An 18,384-nucleotide genomic window follows, 5' to 3' on the forward strand; every position below is an offset into this window, starting at 1 on the left:
TATAATTATTTATTATTTTAAATTGTTTTAAAATTTTCATCTACTAGCACCTAGTGTTTTTTGGTTTGAGTGTTCGATAACTTTTTCTTTTGGAAGCTTAATGGCTCCGCTTTTAACCTTTTCTTCATAAGCAAGACTTAGTCTATTCATAACTTCTTTGCTTTGATTTTTGTTATTTTGCTGGGTTATTGTATTGCTTATGTGTTTGCCAAGCCCTGAAACACCAGCAACACGGCTTAAATTTTGAGTAAAGGCAGTAATGCTTTCATCTCCTATGCTTTCAGCCAGTGCAATAGTTGCTTCCATGCCACCTTTTAAGCATTTTTCAAAATTGTCAAGCGTTGCTGGATTTTTAAAATCTAATACTTTTTTATCTTTTTCTTTGATTTGTTCTTTATCTTGATTTAAATTTGGCTCTTTTAGTTCTGTTGATTTTATAAAAAGGTTATTTGCACTTTTACTAGCACAATCTATACTGCAATCATTACAACTAATTTTTATGAGATAATCTAAATCTTTTTGAAAATGACCTTTGCCAAGTGTTGCATTAATTTGCATTTTAGTGCCATTAATATCGGTAAATTCTAATCCTATTTTTTCATACTCAGCTTTAAATTCCTTGTCATTTTCATCCATTAATGCCTTATCCATCATTTTTAAAGTTTGAAAAAGTGCTATATTTTCATCGCCTTTAAACTCTTTTCCAACATTTAATATTTTGCTAAATTTATTTATCTCATATTTGCCATTTGCTTCATTTGGATTAATAATCATATTAATGCGAGTAGTTATATTTTTTATCATATCTTCTGAATTTTCTTCATCTTTTAGTGTTTGTTCTGTAATATCTTTTTCTTTACTTGTTGACATTTGCTACTCCTCACTTTTTATCAAAAATCATCTCTTCAAGTTCGCCGCTATCATTTGTCTTAAATTTGGCATTGCACCAGTTGCCATTTTTAAGTTTTCCGTTACAAGCAAAATAATTAAACCCTTTTTGACTCGTTTTTGGCAGAAGCTTTCCGCTCTTGCATTTTGGACAAATTTGAGCATCATTAGGTATCTCTTGTTTTGGTTTTGCCTCAAGTTGCGGTTTGCCATTATTGTCGTAAAAAAATGCCTTGCAGTCATTGCGCCATTCGCTACAACCCCACCAAAATACACCTTTTTTATTTTGACTTTCACGGCGAATTAAATAGCCTTTGTTGCACATAGGGCAGGTTATCGCATCTTGTGGTCTTGCTCCAAAATTACCCATATCGCTATCTTTGACTTTTTCTATCTCGTCTTTTATTTGCTTGTTGATCTCTGCTAAAAAATCGTCTAAGCTAAGATCACGACTTTCGATCATTTTTTGTTTTTCAAACCATAAAGCAGTCATATCAACGCTAGTTAGAATTTCAGGTGCAACAGCAATTAGGTCTTTGCCTTTTTGTGTTGCGTGAATGACTTGCTTCTTATCATCGCTAACACTGATAAAATCATTATCTATTAGACTTTTAATATGATTTGATCTAGTGGCAGGTGTTCCTATGCCACCATTTTCGCCTTTTTTACCCTGATCTTTTTCAAGCAGTAGCTTCTTAATGTTTGGATTTTTTGCATATTTTGCTACGCCTGTAAGATCTGTAAGAAGTGTTGCCATAGTATAAAATGGTTTTGGTTTGGTCTTTTTTGCATCGAGTTTGATTTTGATACAATCTGCTGTTGATCCTTCTAACAAATCGGCTAGCCTTGAAGTATTTTCTACTTCATCGTTTTTATCATTTTTTTCATCTTTTTGCGGTTTTAGATAAAATGCAAAGCCTAAATCAGTGGTAATATTTTGTGAAGCAGTAAATTTATACTCGCAAATTTCAACTACAATACTGGTTGCTTCATACTCTCTTGCTTTAAAAAATTGTAGTGCAAACCTTTTTGCAATCATTGTAAAAATATTTAGTTCATCTTTGCTTAGCTCATCTAAATTTGCTTTTGCACCAGTTGGAACAATGCCGTGATGAGCTGAAATATTTGCTGAGTTAAAAGCGGTGCTTTTTATACCAAGATCGGCATTTTGTAAAATTCCATTTAGCTCCAAATCCTTTGTGTTATTAAAAAGCTCTTTTAGGCTTTGCATTATGCTTGGTGCCTCATCATACATAGTTTCGGGCAGGTATTCGCAGTCGCTTCTATTATATGTTATAAGATGAAATTTTTCTCGTAAATTTTGAGTAATAGACAAGACTTTGTCAGGTTTTAAACCAAGTTCTTTGGCGCACTCGGCTTGTAGTTTTAGTAAATTATAGGGAAGCGGTGGCAGCTCTTTTTTGTTTTCAGTCTTTTTTGTTGTAATTCTAGCTGTTTTATCTTCACACTCTTTTGCAATATTTTGAGCTATTTCTCTATCGGTAATTTTATCATCAACCTTTAAATTTGCACGAAATTCTATTCCATCAAAACTTTTAAATTCGCCACTAATCGCAAAATACTCCAAGCTTTTAAAGTTCTCATTTTCTTGATCTCTATTGACCACTAAGGAAAGAATAGGTGTTTGCACTCTGCCGAGATTTAAAACACCATCTTGATAACCTTTTTTTCTTGCTGTAACCGTGTAGGCGCGAGTAAGATTAAGTCCGACTATCCAGTCGGCCAAACTTCTAGCAAATCCACGTTGGGACAAGCCATAAAAATCATCGTTTGATCTAATATTGTTTAACTCTTTTTTTATTCCGGCTTCGCTAAGATCGTTTATAAGAAGTCTTTTGACTGGCAATTTATTGTTTGCGTATTGTAAAATTTCATCAACTAAAATTTGCCCCTCATCATCTGCATCGCCGCAGTGGACGACTTCATTTATGCCTTTATTTTTCAGCAAATTTAAAATTATATTAAGTTGCTCTTTGCTTTTTTCGATCGGCTTATATTTGAATTTTTCTATCTTAAATGGAAGATCTGCTAAATCCCATTTTTTATATTTTTCTGCATAGTCATCAGGTTTATAAAGCTCTAAAATATGTCCAAAAGCCCAAGTTATAGTGTCATCACCTTTTTTAATAAAGCCATTGCTTTTAGTCTCATTGCCATTTAAACCTTTTGCGATTGCACGTGCGAGTTCAGGCTTTTCGGCTATAAATAATCTACCCATTTTTTTAATCCTTTACTAAATTTAAAAATAGTTTTAAATTATATTTTATTTTTTAATACATTTTAAAATTATTTTTTATTATAATTTTAATAGGGCTAAAACCACCATTTTAGCCCCAAATTTGGCAAAAAAGTTAATGCAAGATTATCTGTCAAAGCCTTGACTTTTTTGCTCTTGATTTAGCTCGCCATTGAGAATTTCGGCACCTTTATTGATTGATTTTGAAACTGACTTCATCGTTTCGGGCATTACAACAATGCCTTGTTGCTTGACAAAATCATAGTTTATTGTTACCGCTGATCGATCAGGAATTTTATTTATGATTTCCATTAGCTTTGGATTTTTAGCCAAAGTCTCATTTTTCTCAGCAGCAAGACCTAGATTGAAGCCTTTTGAGATATTATTTAAAAACTCTTTCTCAAGAGCTTTATCATTTGTGTTATCAAATGAATAGCCTTTTATGCCATTCCTATTTTTTGTAGCAAAAATTCGCTCTTGCTGCTGAGTGATCTCTCCTGCCTCGTTTTTGATCTCAGGACGAATTGTTATAGCCATTTTATGCAAACTATATGTTTGACCTGTTTTATCATTAACGCCATTGTGTATCCAAGTAGAGGCTGTATAAAAAGTGTGTTTTTCATTTTCTAGACCGCACTCTATTTTTACTGGATGATTGCGACACTCTACGCCATTTAAGAAATTTCTAGCGTTTTCAATGGCGTAAAACGCTTTTACTGCACCAAGTTCAACTTGTTTGCCATCTTTTTCGTAAGGGCGTTCCATACCAAAACCTATGAGTGTTTTATTTTGCTCTTGTAGCTCAGTTTTGCTTATGAAAATAGTTGCCAGTCTTTTATCGCCACCATTTTCTGTTCTGTCAAAATCTGCCATTTTGTATCCTTTTTATTTAAAATTTTAAATGCTATTTAACCAAAGAAATAGCATAGCCTACAACTCCACCAAGTGCCAAGCACAATAAAAATAGTAATCCTGTTAGAGCGTATCCTCCTTTCTTTAATTTACTAAGTAGTTTTACTTCTTTTTCTCTAATCTCTTTATATTCTGTTAGATTTATCTCAAATACTTTTAGCTGATCGTTTAAATTTGAAATCATATTCTCACTAAATCTTTTATATTCATCGCCGGTATCATTTAACCTAGCATTGATTTTACCCTTGAAATTTTCTATTTTGTTTATCTCGTCTTCAAAGAATTTATTTTGATTTATGGCAAAGCTGTCAAATTTTGATACCATTTCATTAAAGACATTTTCCTGTTCTTGCATACTTGCTTTAATTTTTGTAATATCTGCAAGATTTTGAAATTCCTTGTAGTCTTGTGCTATTTTTCTAATACCAAGAGTATTGTTCATAAGAGCCATAAATTCTTTACTGGGCGGATTTAAGATGAATTCGTTTAAGTAATCAAAAAGTTGCCTTAATTTCACGCTTTCATCAAGCAAATTCTCCACTCTTTTTATATGATTGCTATAATCTGCATTATTTTCTTCCCCAATGCGAATGATGGTTTTTAACAACATATTTAAATCACTATCGAACATATTAAAGGCAATAGTTACTCGTTTCTGATAGTTTGAATAATCAAGGACTGATATAACACCCTTTTCGCTTATTTTTAAACCAGCCTTTTCAAATTTTGAGCTTAGCTCGGCTACTTCATCTCTTAGAATTTGAGCCGTCATATTACGCTCATAAATAAGCCTTTCAAGCTTATCTTGTAGTTCTTTTTTGCCTTGTTCTACATTCTCAAGTTCATCTTTTGCACGTGAAGCTTCGCTCTCAAGCCTAGCAATGATCTCATCTTTGCTCTCTAGTGTTTTTACTGGTGCATTCTCATTTGTTGTTTTGGTGTCATCGTGCAAATTTTCATTATTTTCCATATTAATCTACCCAGCAAACTTTACTAAAATATTTTTTCTCAAAGAAAAAGTATTGTGGTGTATTTTGGCGACAAAGCTTTTGCCAATAACTACTTCGATCAGGATCTCCACATTTTGTGTATTCAGGATTTGTCTGAACTTCTTTTTTATCGCTTGGTAGCGTATTGTATGTGGCTTGATTTATGGAAATTAATTCATAACCCCTATTCCAGCTAGCCATATCGTAAAATTTAGTATCACAAGTATATTTTATACTCTTTATGTTTGTGTAATTATGGCGTGCTAATCTTACACAGTATTCAGGCATATTTGGATTAACTCTGATTTGGGTTTGGCGTATTCTGCTTTCTCCAATTCTTACGCGACGCTTTTCTAAATTTTTATTTAGTGTATTAGCATCGCAACCGCCGCCAACTTCCGATAGTGTATCAATCAGACTTGCGTAGTTCTGATCTACTTTTGCCGTTTCATCTGTGGGGCAAAGTTTTAGAAAATTCTTTCTTTTTCTAATAGTTTCGTGTGCTTTCTTTGCCGTAATTGAAAAGTATTTTGCTAGACTTGGAGCACACTCGCCTGGTCGTTCACTGCTTGATAAACACAGGATCGCTTCGCACGCTAGTTTTGTGTCTCCGGTAAGCTCATCTGCACCATACACAACACTACTAGAAACTAAACAAGTTAGTAAAATTTTTGATAAAACTCTCATCATTTTTTCCTTTCATTCCAAAAAATAAGATATTTACACGCTTTTTAGATAATCCAATGCTATCTACTGGGTGGATGGCTATATTTTTACAACCATTGCTAGTTAAATAGTTTTTATAATCTTGCGCTATCTCCTGATTGCCAACTATAATAATCCTATCGGCATTATGCGCCACATAAAATGTTTTTACAACCATATCGTTTGGAATATATTCATCGCCGATTTTCTCAAACATTAAATTGTAAGTCCAATTGTTTTGTTTTAGGAACGGATCAAGCGGAATATTGCGTTTTTCTTGCTTGATTAGATCTTGATTGATAGTGATCTGACTATTGCCATCAAGCTCTATGGGTTTTGGCACGCTTGTGCAACCAACAAGCATTAATGCTGTTGCCACGCTTGCTAGATATGTAAATTTAATCATTTTCACTCCTTTAAAATTCACTTTTGTTCTATATTTTTTAACCATTTCTTTATGCTGTCGATATTGTATAAAATACGATTGCCAATCTTTACAAATGGTATAGGTATGTGTTTTTGCCTATTTTCATCGGTATAGTTTTTCTGCATTCTTAATTTGTATTGTGTGCTTTGGCTTATACCAAACATCTCCTCCAATTCTGCCGGTGTTATATACTTTTCGTAAAAATTTACATCTTTCATTTTTTTACTCACTATAATCTTGATTTTCATCATCTAGCTCATCATAATTTGGGCAAGTAGCATTTTGGGCCATTTGCTCCTCATCACTATCGCTACCATTGATCGTTTCATCTGCTACTGGATCAGTATCTATGTTTTTTACACTTTCATTTGCCTTGCCTGATTGTTCAGCTTCGTATTGTTCTTGAAGTTTTTTTGCTTCTTGTTTGCTTGTTTCATCTCTATCCCTTTGAAGTCTTAATTTCTTTTCGTATTCTTCTTAATTTTCATCGATCTCTCGGACTATTTCAGGCAATTTTTCAAATCTCTCGCATTCATCATTGTAAAGCTCTTTAAAATATGATTTAATATTTGCCATATTTTGTAGTGGTACTTTTATATTTGTTTCTCCATTCTGAATGGCTTTTTCAAGTTGGTTGCGACTTGGAATTTTGCCGTTTTGTTTGATTTTGATACGTTTTTGTCTCTTTTTAGTCTTTTTATCGATAATCTCTTCGTATTGCTCTTTTTCGTATTCCTTGCCATCGATTGCTCTTAGGCTAGGGCTTACTTCTTTAAATTTATTCATAAAATAGCTATCTGAGTAATAAAATGCCTTTTTTGCCATAATTGGCTTTCCGTTATCGATAGTTATTAGCTCATTTTCAAATGGCATTTCTCGTAACTCTTGAGCTAACATTAATGCTCTGCCAGTGTCGCTTTCGCTTCCACCGCCACCTTGCCCTAAATTTCTGCTTCTATTTTTAATGGTTTTTGTGCCTAAAATTTTACTAATCTTTTCAGCATCTTCTTGCTCTCTTGGGGTGTAGAAAATTTGGCAAGCGTGGTTTGTCAGTAGTGTTTTTGCCCCTTCTCTACCATAACCATCAGGTTGATTTGCTTCAAGTTGTGATCCTGACTGATAGATCATTAGGCTTCTTAGCCAATATCCTGCAATGAAGCTAATGGATTTTAGATAAATGCTAAGATAGCCTGGTGCAGTAAATTCATCCATCACTAAAAGCACTTTATATTTTAGATCAGGATTTGCTTGTGGCAGTTCTTTTGTATTAACTAATATTAATTGCTGCCAAAATATATTTAAGATTAGTTTTGCATTTGCCAATTGATCAGGTGTAATGCCTATGTAGATAGTCATTTTTTCTTTACGTAAATCTCTAAAATCAAAGTCATTTGCAGAGGTTGCTAGTCTCATATTGTCATTTCTAAACATCATTAGCGGAGCGTTAAAGCTTGACATTACACCACTCTTTGTATTATCGCTATCGATCTTAAAATAGCTTTGGCAACGCATTTGGGCTTTTTTACCGATCAATCCAAGCTCGGCTAGAACATTGTATGTGTAATCAAATGCTTTAAAAACGATTTTTTTTACCATCCCCTAAATCAACTTCGCCTTTAAAACCTTCACTCATTTGCAAAATGCCATAAAGCGTAAAATCTATCTCTGCGTTTAGCTTTTTTAGAAGTATAATGCCGCCTTGCGAATTTAATAGATCGTGGACAATATAGCAAATTCCTATAAATAGGTTCTGTGCCAATTGATTAAAAAACTGGGTTGTGCTATCTCCAGTCATTGGATATAAAATATTTGCAAAATCAGTAAGCTGTCCATCTGCATTATCACTATTCATATCTATGTAAGCCAGTGGGTTATACCTATGGGTGCGTTTATTGAAAGGATCAAACAAATATACTTTCTGCCCCAAAATTTTCTCTCTATACCCACTTGTAAAGTCAAAGCATTCTTGCTTTATATCTTGCACTACTGCACTTTCTTTCCAGTCAAGTAAATTCGGTATAACAATGCCAACGCCTTTTCCGCTACGTGTCGGCGCGCCAAGTGAGACAAATTGCTGACCGCCAAATCTTAAAAGGCGATTTTGAAATTTACCGATGATTATGCCATCGCCATATAGATCCATTTTTTTAACATCATTAGCATTTGCAAATCGTGCATCGCCGTACAAACTTTGCTTTTTTGGTAATAGCGGCAACAAAAAAGCTAGTGTAAAACTAATAAAATTTGCTAGAAAGTATGATAAATATGCTTTAGACCACCCATTTATCAACATATCAAAGGTAAGTCCTGCATACCATAATTTAGGAAGTTTTTTAAAGCTATGATTTAGCCCAAAAAATAGAACGCTGGCTAAAAAGTAGCCAAGAACTAGGGCGATAATAACCGAAAAAACAACCTGAGACCTTTTCATTACTTGTTCCTTAGGCTCTCTTTTCTAAAAGTATCGTTTTCGATATTTCTTACGAAGTATTCGCCGTTTGCCAAATACTCCATAATTTGGCTTTTTATTATGACGTTTAAAAACAATAATGTAATCAATTGTATTTAATACAATATCAAGTAACATATCCTTGCCTAAAACTTGTGCTTGAGCATTTTGCATACTCATCATAACAAGACGATCAATGGCGGACTTTACACTGCCAGCGTGGCAGCTTGTCATTGAGCCGTTGTGTCCGCTTGAAATAACGTTTAGAAAATCGTAAGTCTCTCCGCCTCTGACCTCTGCCAATAAAATTCTGCTTGGTTTCATTCTTAGGCAGCTTTTTAAAAGAGTTGTTGCATTTACTGGGCTATCGCTTTTGGCTTCGCTTGGATAAAATAACTGCACGAAGTTTTTATGATCCCAAAAATTAATCTCTTCAACATCCTCGATTGTAATTATTCTCTCATCTAGTGGTATAAAATCAATAAGTGTTTTCATAAAAGTAGTTTTACCGCTACCAGTCTCGCCACAAATGATAATATTTTTGCCGCTTTCAATAGCTGCCTTTAGCTCATTTGCCATTTTTTGATCTAGCGAACCATTTTTAATATAGTCGTCGATTGTATAGCGGACTTTGCTTGGCTTTCTAATGGTAATTGATATATGGTCTTCTTTTGTGGCATTCGGCACTATAATCTGCACCCTTTCACCAGTTGAAAGAATGCAAGATAGAATAGGTTTTTGCCTATCTAGTTTGTCATTTTTAAACGCAGCACTTGCGTTTGCAAATGCTTGAGCCGTTTTAAAATTTAGCTCACTCTCAAAGCTAGTCCAGTTACCATTTGTGTCCTCTACCCAAATTAAATTTCCACCATTATAAGCTATCTCGTTTATATTGTCATTGGCTAAGTATTTTCCAAAATACTGCCTAACGTAGCCATCAAGCATTGTTGATTTATCTAGCCCTATATTGCTCATTTTCTTTTGCCTACTTTCAATTTATAAACTTTGCTAAAATCAATATCGCGATTAACATATACTCCAACGATATCGCCTTGATTTCTATAAAGCACTGGTTTGATTTTTATAAATTCTTCAAGTGCAGTGTTTGCCATTTGCTGGGTTGCATCTCTTGTGTTTTCGCTATAATCGTAGCTATTATCTCGTTTGCCGTTCGCGGCATAGTTAAACACATCATCGATCATAGAAAGCAAAATACTAGCCCCAAATCGTTTCATCCACTGATGATCAACATATCCTTGCATACCACTTCCGCCCAATTCATCGCTTGCGCCGCTCTGCACCGGAATATTGATATTGTTTGGTGTTCTGATTTCGCTCCACACGACAAAAATTCTATTTATGCCATCATTCATTTCGCCGCTTATAAAACTACCAAAAATTTTACTTCCCTTTTCTATTAGAAGAGTTACGCCATCTTTGCTGTAAATATTTTCACTAGTTGTGCAAGATATTCCGCCTTTGATTTGTGAAACTAGCCTTGTATTTAAAGAACATCCTATGTATGTGCCTTTTTGCAGAAGTAAGCTAGGATTAAATTTATCCTTTGTTGCTACTTTTGGCGTATATGTATCTCCTTCATATTCTTTTTCTTCTTCAAATTTTCTTGCTTGTTCCTCCCAAGAAATATTTTGATCAGGGGTATATATTTCATTTTTTTGTGAGCTACTTGTAGCTATTGCTAGGCTTCCGCCAGTTTTAAAAACCTTTGGTGTAAATGTTGGCTTATGCGGCATTGCTGGATTTGAAGAAAGCGGATCTGCTTTTTGTGCTTCTTGGGCGTTTGCTTGTTGTTGTGTAGCTGGCGTGCCTGAAAACTCATTAAAATTTCTTTGCTCTGTCTTTTGCTCTTGCGATAATTCGAAATTTTTACTTTTTACATCGGTTCCGATTTGTTGCACTTGTGATTTAACGGTTTTGCCAACTTCTTTATTTTTGTTTAAAAAGCTAAGACCGACCATAACTAAAACTACCAAACATAAGCCCATAATGGCGGTAACCATCATTTTTCTGTTGGGTTCGTTTTCTATCTCTGGTTGCTCGTAGGCAATACGTTCTACTTGAGGCTCTTGATCATTTGAATGATTGTTTGCATTTTCGCTAATTTTATTTTCATTCATTGCTTATAATCTCTCTTTGAATATTGTCTTTATTTGTGCTATAAGTCTTATCAAGCGGATTTTGACCATAACCCTTATTGATAATACCAACTAATTTATCGCCACTTCTGAGTAAAATCTTCTCAGCAGTTTTATGAATTATGACCACATCATATTTGCCGTCTTTTTTAACGTGGCTATTAAGAATACTTTCTTTATTGATCTCATCATATAAAAATACACTAGGTATAGTTTTAGTAGAACTAAAGCCAAGATACGTAAAAACGCCATCATCATAAGCATAATCAGGCACAATAGTATCGCTATTTTTATTGACGTGCATTACAAAATTCCAGTTTCTTGGTATTGTGTTTCGCTCGATCTCTTTTTGATACTCAGCTTTTTCTTTCGCTATCTTTTGCGCAAGTTCTTTATCAGCCTTTTCCTTTTCTATCTTTTCTTTTGGTGTTATATAGTTAAATGTTAGCTTATAGTTAATCTTGCTAGCCTCTCCAAGCTCCAAATCAAAAGTATAAACCTTGTCCTTATTTGTTGTGATAATCAAGTTTGTTTTCCAATCAGTAGGATTTGGCTGGATGACAGAGCTACCATAGAATTTTACCTGTTCGCCGTTTTCATCAGTCATATTTTGTTCTTCGGATTTTATGGTGTAGCTTTTGGGTTTGATAAATAGGTAATTATCCTTATCCATAACCTCCCAGCCATCGCTAAAACCAGTGGCAATATTTACTATCCGCTCATCTTTGTCAAATTCGATAATGCTTACAAAACCTTCTTTGCATTTAACTAGCACAACGTCATCGGCATTATATGTTGCATAAGTTATATGCTTGTCAAATTTGGACAACTTTGGGATATTTATTGCGTGCAAATTTGCCATTGCTAATAATAAAATTATTGCAATATTAAATAATTTTTTATTATTTTTTATCATTTAAAATCTCCCAGTATTGTTTAGATAAAATCCACGATCTAGTTGCAAAGTGCTACTTGATTTAATTTGCACACTAGTTTTTGATAGCTTGGCAGGTGTTGTAATTGCCATTTTTTGGTAATTCTTTTTTAAATCTTTAATTAGCTTATCGCTTTGTATTCTTAACGCCTCAAATTGCCTAATGGCAATATTGATCCGTTCAATCGGAGCCATCTCTTTTAGATATTTTATGAATTCATCGTTCTTGTCATCCATAAAAAAAATCATAAATTTCATCGTTTCTAAAAACCTGTCTTTGCTCTTTGATGTGCTCATTTTCCTCTTGTTCTGCGGTATATTGCATATCCAAAATCTCATTATATGAGTTTTTTGCCATATTTTCTAAAGAACAAATCCTAGCTCTTAGCTCTTTTAGTCTCCATTCTGCCTCTTGCTTGTTTTTTGAATTTTTGACAATAAATTTTAAGAAACTATAAGACAGTTCTTTGTCGGTAAAGCATTGTTCCGCTTGTGTAAGCAAATCGTGTGCGTAAGCTGTTTTATAGTCCATTTTCATTACTCCGATATGTCAAATTTTGGAGCGATGAGATTAGCTATTGCTATCTCTTCATCTGTTACAAAATCAGGCACAAATTTTTCATATATATTAAAAACTCGATCGCCTATGCTTGAAGTGCCAACCATCTCAAAAAGCTCCTTACTTTCATACTTTGCAAGTTTGCTTTCTAATGCTTCAATTTCTTGCACAAGTTCTGCAATATCATTATTTTTTTGAGCCAAAATTTGAGCCATTGTGTCAATTAGTCTTATAAAATCTATATTTGAGTTCATTGTTTATCTCCTTATTTCATCATCAATTCTATATGTGCTAACTTTAAAGCCAAGTGGATTTTTTATTCGCTCTTTTTCTGTTGTGAGAGTATTTGGCTGATAATCATATGAAAGAGTTACGATTTTAGCCTTGTTTGATATGGCTATTTTTTCGCCTTTTTTTCTAGTGATTTCGTTAAATCTTATGGTTGCGATCGGCGATCCTGCACTATTGCCAAGAGTAACCGATACAATATCAATCTCGACTTCAAAGTCATTTTTTAAGACCTGATCCCTTGCTTTTTCGCCTTCATAGGTTTTTAAATAAATATTGGCAACATCTGGATAGCTTAAAATTTGCACTAATTCATAATCATTTTGCAAAATATCATAATAGTAACCCTCTCTAGCTTTTACATACATTGTCGCAAAGTATTTATCTAGTGCTTCATTTTGCGAGAATGCGGCTTCATTTACGCTGGTTATAATATCTACCATACCAGTCGTATTATCAACCCTTATTACATAAGGTTCAACTGATTTTAATGGTGTTAGTAGGCAAACTGCTATAACACTAATAATAGCTACAAGTAGTGCCACTCCTGAGATGAAATAAGCTCTTTTATTTGCTTGCTCGGCTATATAGCGAATACTTGCCTCGTAGCTAATTGCCACTTCATCAGGATTATTTTTAACAAAATTTTCTATTTGTTTATCTACTTTTTTCATCTACATTACCTTTTTTAAATTTTGTTTTAAACCTAAATTTTCTTTATTCTCATTTATTGGTTTAAATTCCTTGCTATCGAAGTAGTCCTCCCATTTTTGATTGCCATTATTTTCAAATTTAGCAGAACTATGAGTGGCACAGCCACTCATAAGGCTAACGCCGACCAATAAAGAAAAAAATATTTTGGCATAATTTAATATTGTTTTAAATTGTTTTTTAATATTTAAAATATTATTTAAATTTATCATATTACCAACCTTGTCCTTTTGTGAAGTTATTTATTTTTGCACCTATATTTTTAGCTTGATCTAGCCTAGACCCAACAGCCTTGCCTGTAGAGGAGCCTTTGAGTGTATTTAAACCTTCGTTTAGTTTTTGCCCCACAGACTGACCTAATTTTGAGCTACCAATTTCTTTGGCAGCAGATGCGGCAGATCCCATTAAGCGTGAGCCGATAAAACCAGCTGCCTTACCTGCTCCCATTACCTGTGCGGCTCTTGCACCAAGCATTGCACCACCTATTGCAGCACCACCAATCGCACCAGTAAGACCCATAACACGACCAACGCCTGAACCAGCCAATCCATCAAGACTGATATTTGTAAGCTTTTCAGCAATTCCAACAGCCATACCGCATATTACGTTTGATAGAATTCCATAGAATATCATTAAGAGGGCGATTGTAAATGCTTCATCATAAAAATTGCCTAATTTATTAATTTTTATAAAAATATAGTTAAATAAGATATTTAAAAATAATGACAAACAAAGTAGAGTTATAATGTTTGATAAGACCATTTGAAACCATTGTGAGAATGAATTTTTAGTGGTTTTGAAGATTAAAAAGTAAAATGCAAGTGGTGCTAAAATCATAAGCAATAAAAATGATAGCGTATTTACGAACAAGGCTCTTAAAATAGGAACTGCACCAATTAAAAAGCCTATAAACGCAACAATTATGATAAAAATCATATATGCAATTTCAAAAGTACCTGATTTATCCCATACTACTCGATAATAATCGCCCATAAGTCCAGCCCAAATAGCAACTTTTTCATATACACCTTTACTATCATATGATAAAGAGGTATCTATAAAATCTTTTGCCCCATTAAAAGCTTCAAATACTAGATTTATCCAGTTTCCAGCATTCATAGAAAGAACTATAAAAATAAATTTTATAGTTGCATCAAATGCAAAATTTTGAAAACTTTGCTTACCATTGCCCCATAAAATTCTATAACCTTCTATCATTATCCACACGGTTAAATATATGGCTAAAATATTGCCTGTTGCATCAATTATGGATTGAAGTGTATTCACTCCTGTTGAATAATTTTTTGAGAAAAAGTTATCAACATTGCTAGATATATCCATAATTAGTGAATATAAACCTTTGCCAACTTCTGTTTTTACAGCATACATAATAAAAACCTATTGCAATATCTCAAAAGCCTTAAATTGTCTTTCTTTTTTGGCTTGAAATTCTGCCTCTTGCAGACGTTTTTTCTCATTTTCTAATTGATCCATATCTCTTTGGTATGCTCTCCAGTTATTTTCCTGTCTTGCTCTTAAAAGTGCGATTTGATTTGCTGTATCAAGTGAACCTTTTAAATCTTCTTGTTTGCCTTTGTTTCTAGATATCTCTTTTCCTAATTTATCTAGGTCATCAATTTCTCTTTTTAGGCGATCAAATTGCCTATCTACAACTTGAAGCTCTTTAAATGCACTTGTGGTATTCTTTTTGCAAATATTTCGATGAGAAACATCATTGATCGATGAGCATTGATCTTTTCCGCCAAATTTTACAAATAAATCCCACGCTCTTTCATCAAAATTATCAAGACTAAAACCTGTTGCTTGTGTATAAATTGTATGGCCAGTATTGTAGGCTTCATTATAAAGCTCGTTCATCTCTTTCGTGAAATTTACTATATCTCTTATACCAGTTTTAGTATAAAGATCGTTTGCCCACTGCACCCTTTCATCAGCCCATTTTTTTACTTCACTAACTCTGTGTGTTGCTTCTTCGCCCCATACCTTTACTTTTTCTGCCCAGTCTTTAAGTGTTTGTGTCCATTCCATCGTAAAAGTCATTTGATTTTGTGCTAGGGCAGCACCATCTATAACTGGAATGCCAGATGCAACCAAATTTGATGACAATAGTGCCACTGAAGCAGCCATAACTAGGGTCTTTTTTGTTTTATAAACAAGATTGTTTTGCATTTTTTCTCCTTAAAATCTGTATAGCTCTTTTACAAGCTGATATTTTTCATCATAGCCAATATTTATAGCATTGATCTTTGTTAGCTCATCTACATAGTCTTTTGAAGTAGAAAGCACTCTTACCATATTTCCCAAGTGACTAAGATTGATTTTTGCAATCGCCCTGTAATCAACTCCCTTTTTGATTAAAAATTCATATTTTTCAGGTATTGTTGTTTTTACAAATTGATATTCGGCTTCGCTCATATTCAAGGCTCTACAATAATCATCTTCTTTGGCTTTTGGGTTACTAAGTAACAAAATAGTTTCACTTTGCTCCATTATCGCTGTGCCTATATCTGATTTTGCTATATCTTCCACGCTCTGAGTGCCTAAAAATAAAAAGCCGTTTTCTTTTCTAATAGTCTTTTCTTTGTTGAAAACCTCTTTGCTTACGACTGGATTTTTGAGCCAGTCCCACGCCTCATCAATGAATAAACCAAATCTACGACCATCAACCATATCGATAATACGCCACAAGATATAATAAGCAACATATGGCGAAATTTCATTGTCGCTAAGTAAGTCTGTGCCATCTATGCCATAAACAAGAATGTTTTCATCACTAAAATCTAACGTGTCAGTTTCATTATCAAATACCCAGCCAAACTCATTACCGATTGTCCACGCCATAAGTCTAGATTTAAGTGAGCTTGTCTCATTTTCTCCCTCTTGCAATAATTGCCAAACTCTACTTACGCCGTGAGTTCTATCACTCTTTTCAAGTCTCATAACGCTATCTACAGCTAAATTTAATTGCTCCTCGTCTCTTGTTGTTAGCATTAGATGGGTTTGTCCGCCCTTGGTTACTAGCATTTTCATTAAAACCTTTAATCGGCGGATATTTTCAGGTGTTGCCTCGCAACAAAACGGATTAAAGCCAGTCGGCTGACCGCTGGTTATCATTACATACTTGCCGCCTATTGTCATAATGTTACCAAGCGCACCTTTGTCTTTGTCTAAATAAAAATAGGTTGCTTTACGCTTATCTTTTGGTGTGCTATCTGCAAATGTTTCAAGCTCATTATATTTACACAGCATATTAAGCGTAAAGTTCATTAGCACGGTTTTTCCACCACCACTTTGACCAAGAACGAAAGTGTTTGCCAAAACATCATTTTTACCAAATTCATCTTTTTGAAAATTTGTCTTATGAATATTAAAGAAAAATGGTTGTCCGTTTGGTGTTTGCAAGATTGCTATTGCATCTCCCCACGGATTACCTTGTTGCTTTCCGCGTGGGAAATTGTGCAGTGCCATAAAACTAGCGTAGTTTTTACTAGAGATTGTATGAAGTCTAGGACGAAGCATAAAATTTGCTGGAAGTTGAGCAAAATATGTAGCTTCAAGGGTAATGTTTGCTTGAGTAGCCAAAAATCCCAAATCCTGCAATACAACTGCTATTTGATTTGCTATGCGTTCGTATTCGTTTTGTTTATCGGCATAGATTACGATAGAAAAGTGATACTCGCCAAATATGATATCGCTTTGTAGCTCATCTAGTGCCGAACTTAGCTCTGAAATTTGACTAATTGCATCATCCTCTGCCGCCATAAGTCTTTTTTGTTGCTTGGTTAGCTCATCTCTTGCCTCTTTTTTAGAGAGTGGAGTAAAGCTTTGCGTTATTGTGTATTCAACATTTGCATACATCAAACTATCGAAAATACCACTAAAACTTACATTTGGATAGTCTTTTAACTCAATGGCTTTTACAAATTTTCTTGTGCCATCGTTATAGTTTAGCTGCATAGTGTGCTGTGATGGAAAAATTTCGTTTAAATTACCGTTAAGGTAGAAGTCAAGCGGTGCATTTGGAACGCGCACTTTGGTAAATTTACCGCCTATTAGGTAGTTGTAAAGTTCAAGTTGCGAGCTAAATTTAACGCCTTCGATATCATAAACACCAAGTTTATAGGGCTTAAAATGGCTCAAATTTTGCTCTATCACGTTGCATTTTTGATTAAAACTTTTCAAATGAGTTCTGATCTGTCGTTTTTTGGCTTCTATATTTTGGTTTTTAAAGCTCATCTTTTCGGCTCTGCTTAATGGTGAGTAGATTGCCGTAAGATAAAGTCTATTTTCTTTTAGATTATCCGCACTAAAAATTTCATAATATTTTTTTTGCAAAATTCTTTAAAAACTCATTTGAAAAATACTCTTTTTGGCTAACTTGTGTATTGATCCTTGCGTTATGAAAATAAAAGCTTACATTTTCTCCTGCAAACTGACGCACGAGCATATTTAGCTTATTTTTATTCATGTCAATCAGTTCATCATCCTCAACTTCAAATGCAATGCCATCAACACGCCAACTAGCCAAATAATCGCCTTCTTTTGTGATTACTATATTGTCTATTAATGTTTGATAAGGAATTAAATTTTCCAAATTTGCAAACTCGCTAAGTCCTACAACACTAAGTTTTGGATATTTGTTACGTAAAGATTGTTTAGAATAGGTTGAATTTGCCATATAACTTTTACGACCATTGTAAAATTTATTTATGGAAGGAGAGCGGAAAAATCGTAGCTTTAGTCCCCAAAGTCTAAAAGCCATATCATCTTTTTTAACTATCATTTGAAAGACAAATATAGAAGGAATGATCATAACGGCTAAAAGCAAATAGACATCGCCAAATAGCACTTTTGCAAAAATTGCAAACAAAGCCCAACCAAGTGCCATCATCATAAAAGGCACCATCGGAACACCAAATACCATGGGCGGACGTGTTAAAGCTTTATATATAGGCTCGGAGACTAGCATTGATAGAGCCTTACATTAACATACCAGCAATCATCGGTCCACCACCAATTAAAATGCCACCCAATAGAATAGGCGACACTTCTCTTACTGTTTGACCGCCGTTACTACAAACCTATAAA

19 protein-coding genes and 1 pseudogene are annotated in these 18,384 nt (G+C 34.1%); all 20 read right to left on the bottom strand.

What is annotated here, in order from left to right:
* Positions 1-36: 36 nt before the first annotated feature.
* Positions 37-870 carry a hypothetical protein gene (locus tag F1B92_RS07130; RefSeq protein ID WP_154571166.1) on the bottom strand — a complete coding sequence of 278 codons (834 nt, stop codon included), beginning with the start codon at positions 868-870 and terminating at the stop codon, positions 37-39.
* Positions 871-880: 10 nt separating this feature from the next.
* Positions 881-3,127 (bottom strand): DNA topoisomerase III, encoded by a 2,247-nt coding sequence (topB, locus tag F1B92_RS07135; RefSeq protein ID WP_154571167.1) that lies wholly within the window; start codon positions 3,125-3,127, stop codon positions 881-883.
* Positions 3,128-3,271: 144 nt separating this feature from the next.
* Entirely contained in the window at positions 3,272-4,018 is a 747-nt protein-coding gene (locus F1B92_RS07140) for a hypothetical protein (protein WP_154571168.1), read from the bottom strand.
* A 31-nt stretch (positions 4,019-4,049) separates the two neighbouring features.
* Positions 4,050-5,027, bottom strand: a complete 978-nt coding sequence (locus F1B92_RS07145; protein WP_154571169.1) for a V-type ATP synthase subunit I domain-containing protein — start codon at positions 5,025-5,027, stop codon at positions 4,050-4,052.
* A 1-nt stretch (position 5,028) separates the two neighbouring features.
* Positions 5,029-5,733, bottom strand: a complete 705-nt coding sequence (locus F1B92_RS07150) for a TrbM/KikA/MpfK family conjugal transfer protein (protein WP_195836320.1) — start codon at positions 5,731-5,733, stop codon at positions 5,029-5,031.
* A complete protein-coding gene (locus F1B92_RS07155) occupies positions 5,690-6,157 on the bottom strand; it encodes a cag pathogenicity island Cag12 family protein (RefSeq protein WP_065843653.1) in 468 nt (155 codons plus the stop codon). The genes F1B92_RS07150 and F1B92_RS07155 overlap by 44 nt, the downstream gene beginning before the upstream one ends.
* 17 nt (positions 6,158-6,174) lie before the next feature.
* Complete coding sequence (locus F1B92_RS07160) at positions 6,175-6,429, bottom strand: helix-turn-helix domain-containing protein (protein ID WP_195836321.1); 255 nt, start codon at positions 6,427-6,429, stop codon at positions 6,175-6,177.
* Positions 6,430-6,739: 310 nt separating this feature from the next.
* A pseudogene (locus F1B92_RS07165) lies at positions 6,740-8,609 on the bottom strand (type IV secretory system conjugative DNA transfer family protein); the annotation flags it as partial.
* Between the two features lie 24 nt (positions 8,610-8,633).
* The gene (gene virB11, locus F1B92_RS07170; protein WP_154571171.1) at positions 8,634-9,602 is read right to left on the bottom strand and encodes a P-type DNA transfer ATPase VirB11; all 969 of its coding nucleotides are present in this window, start codon (positions 9,600-9,602) and stop codon (positions 8,634-8,636) included.
* Entirely contained in the window at positions 9,599-10,765 is a 1,167-nt protein-coding gene (gene virB10, locus F1B92_RS07175; RefSeq protein WP_154571172.1) for a type IV secretion system protein VirB10, read from the bottom strand. The genes virB11 and virB10 overlap by 4 nt, the downstream gene beginning before the upstream one ends.
* Entirely contained in the window at positions 10,758-11,699 is a 942-nt protein-coding gene (locus F1B92_RS07180) for a TrbG/VirB9 family P-type conjugative transfer protein (protein ID WP_154571173.1), read from the bottom strand. Before F1B92_RS07180 ends, virB10 begins: the two co-directional genes overlap by 8 nt.
* Entirely contained in the window at positions 11,700-12,014 is a 315-nt protein-coding gene (locus tag F1B92_RS07185) for a hypothetical protein (RefSeq protein ID WP_195836322.1), read from the bottom strand.
* Positions 11,947-12,249 carry a hypothetical protein gene (locus F1B92_RS07190; RefSeq protein WP_229770969.1) on the bottom strand — a complete coding sequence of 101 codons (303 nt, stop codon included), beginning with the start codon at positions 12,247-12,249 and terminating at the stop codon, positions 11,947-11,949. Before F1B92_RS07190 ends, F1B92_RS07185 begins: the two co-directional genes overlap by 68 nt.
* A gap of 5 nt (positions 12,250-12,254) precedes the next feature.
* Entirely contained in the window at positions 12,255-12,530 is a 276-nt protein-coding gene (locus F1B92_RS07195) for a hypothetical protein (protein ID WP_154571176.1), read from the bottom strand.
* 3 nt (positions 12,531-12,533) lie between these two features.
* Positions 12,534-13,238, bottom strand: a complete 705-nt coding sequence (locus F1B92_RS07200; protein ID WP_059429723.1) for a virB8 family protein — start codon at positions 13,236-13,238, stop codon at positions 12,534-12,536.
* Positions 13,239-13,487: a hypothetical protein gene (locus F1B92_RS07205; RefSeq protein ID WP_059429722.1), complete on the bottom strand. Its 249-nt coding sequence runs from the start codon at positions 13,485-13,487 to the stop codon at positions 13,239-13,241. It lies immediately after the preceding gene.
* 1 nt (position 13,488) lies between these two features.
* Positions 13,489-14,664: a type IV secretion system protein gene (locus F1B92_RS07210; protein WP_154571177.1), complete on the bottom strand. Its 1,176-nt coding sequence runs from the start codon at positions 14,662-14,664 to the stop codon at positions 13,489-13,491.
* Between the two features lie 9 nt (positions 14,665-14,673).
* On the bottom strand, positions 14,674-15,465 hold the full coding sequence (locus F1B92_RS07215) for a type IV secretion system protein (protein WP_154571178.1): 792 nt from the start codon (positions 15,463-15,465) through the stop codon (positions 14,674-14,676).
* A 9-nt stretch (positions 15,466-15,474) separates the two neighbouring features.
* The gene (locus F1B92_RS07220) at positions 15,475-17,631 is read right to left on the bottom strand and encodes a VirB4 family type IV secretion/conjugal transfer ATPase (protein WP_229770970.1); all 2,157 of its coding nucleotides are present in this window, start codon (positions 17,629-17,631) and stop codon (positions 15,475-15,477) included.
* Positions 17,612-18,265: a type IV secretion system protein VirB3 gene (locus tag F1B92_RS09225; protein WP_229770971.1), complete on the bottom strand. Its 654-nt coding sequence runs from the start codon at positions 18,263-18,265 to the stop codon at positions 17,612-17,614. Before F1B92_RS09225 ends, F1B92_RS07220 begins: the two co-directional genes overlap by 20 nt.
* Positions 18,266-18,384: the final 119 nt, after the last annotated feature.

Source organism: Campylobacter portucalensis (assembly GCF_009690845.1).
Classification (GTDB): Bacteria; Campylobacterota; Campylobacteria; order Campylobacterales; family Campylobacteraceae; genus Campylobacter_B; species Campylobacter_B portucalensis.

What these genes read in the sequence shown, in the direction of transcription:
- F1B92_RS07130 (WP_154571166.1), bottom strand. Translation starts at nt 870, where the DNA reads ATGTCAACAAGTAAAGAAAAAGATATTACAGAACAAACACTAAAAGAT.
- topB (WP_154571167.1), bottom strand. Translation starts at nt 3,127, where the DNA reads ATGGGTAGATTATTTATAGCCGAAAAGCCTGAACTCGCACGTGCAATC.
- F1B92_RS07140 (WP_154571168.1), bottom strand. Translation starts at nt 4,018, where the DNA reads ATGGCAGATTTTGACAGAACAGAAAATGGTGGCGATAAAAGACTGGCA.
- F1B92_RS07145 (WP_154571169.1), bottom strand. Translation starts at nt 5,027, where the DNA reads ATGGAAAATAATGAAAATTTGCACGATGACACCAAAACAACAAATGAG.
- F1B92_RS07150 (WP_195836320.1), bottom strand. Translation starts at nt 5,733, where the DNA reads ATGAGAGTTTTATCAAAAATTTTACTAACTTGTTTAGTTTCTAGTAGT.
- F1B92_RS07155 (WP_065843653.1), bottom strand. Translation starts at nt 6,157, where the DNA reads ATGATTAAATTTACATATCTAGCAAGCGTGGCAACAGCATTAATGCTT.
- F1B92_RS07160 (WP_195836321.1), bottom strand. Translation starts at nt 6,429, where the DNA reads ATGATGAAAATCAAGATTATAGTGAGTAAAAAAATGAAAGATGTAAAT.
- virB11 (WP_154571171.1), bottom strand. Translation starts at nt 9,602, where the DNA reads ATGAGCAATATAGGGCTAGATAAATCAACAATGCTTGATGGCTACGTT.
- virB10 (WP_154571172.1), bottom strand. Translation starts at nt 10,765, where the DNA reads ATGAATGAAAATAAAATTAGCGAAAATGCAAACAATCATTCAAATGAT.
- F1B92_RS07180 (WP_154571173.1), bottom strand. Translation starts at nt 11,699, where the DNA reads ATGATAAAAAATAATAAAAAATTATTTAATATTGCAATAATTTTATTA.
- F1B92_RS07185 (WP_195836322.1), bottom strand. Translation starts at nt 12,014, where the DNA reads ATGAGCACATCAAAGAGCAAAGACAGGTTTTTAGAAACGATGAAATTT.
- F1B92_RS07190 (WP_229770969.1), bottom strand. Translation starts at nt 12,249, where the DNA reads ATGGACTATAAAACAGCTTACGCACACGATTTGCTTACACAAGCGGAA.
- F1B92_RS07195 (WP_154571176.1), bottom strand. Translation starts at nt 12,530, where the DNA reads ATGAACTCAAATATAGATTTTATAAGACTAATTGACACAATGGCTCAA.
- F1B92_RS07200 (WP_059429723.1), bottom strand. Translation starts at nt 13,238, where the DNA reads ATGAAAAAAGTAGATAAACAAATAGAAAATTTTGTTAAAAATAATCCT.
- F1B92_RS07205 (WP_059429722.1), bottom strand. Translation starts at nt 13,487, where the DNA reads ATGATAAATTTAAATAATATTTTAAATATTAAAAAACAATTTAAAACA.
- F1B92_RS07210 (WP_154571177.1), bottom strand. Translation starts at nt 14,664, where the DNA reads ATGTATGCTGTAAAAACAGAAGTTGGCAAAGGTTTATATTCACTAATT.
- F1B92_RS07215 (WP_154571178.1), bottom strand. Translation starts at nt 15,465, where the DNA reads ATGCAAAACAATCTTGTTTATAAAACAAAAAAGACCCTAGTTATGGCT.
- F1B92_RS09225 (WP_229770971.1), bottom strand. Translation starts at nt 18,265, where the DNA reads ATGCTAGTCTCCGAGCCTATATATAAAGCTTTAACACGTCCGCCCATG.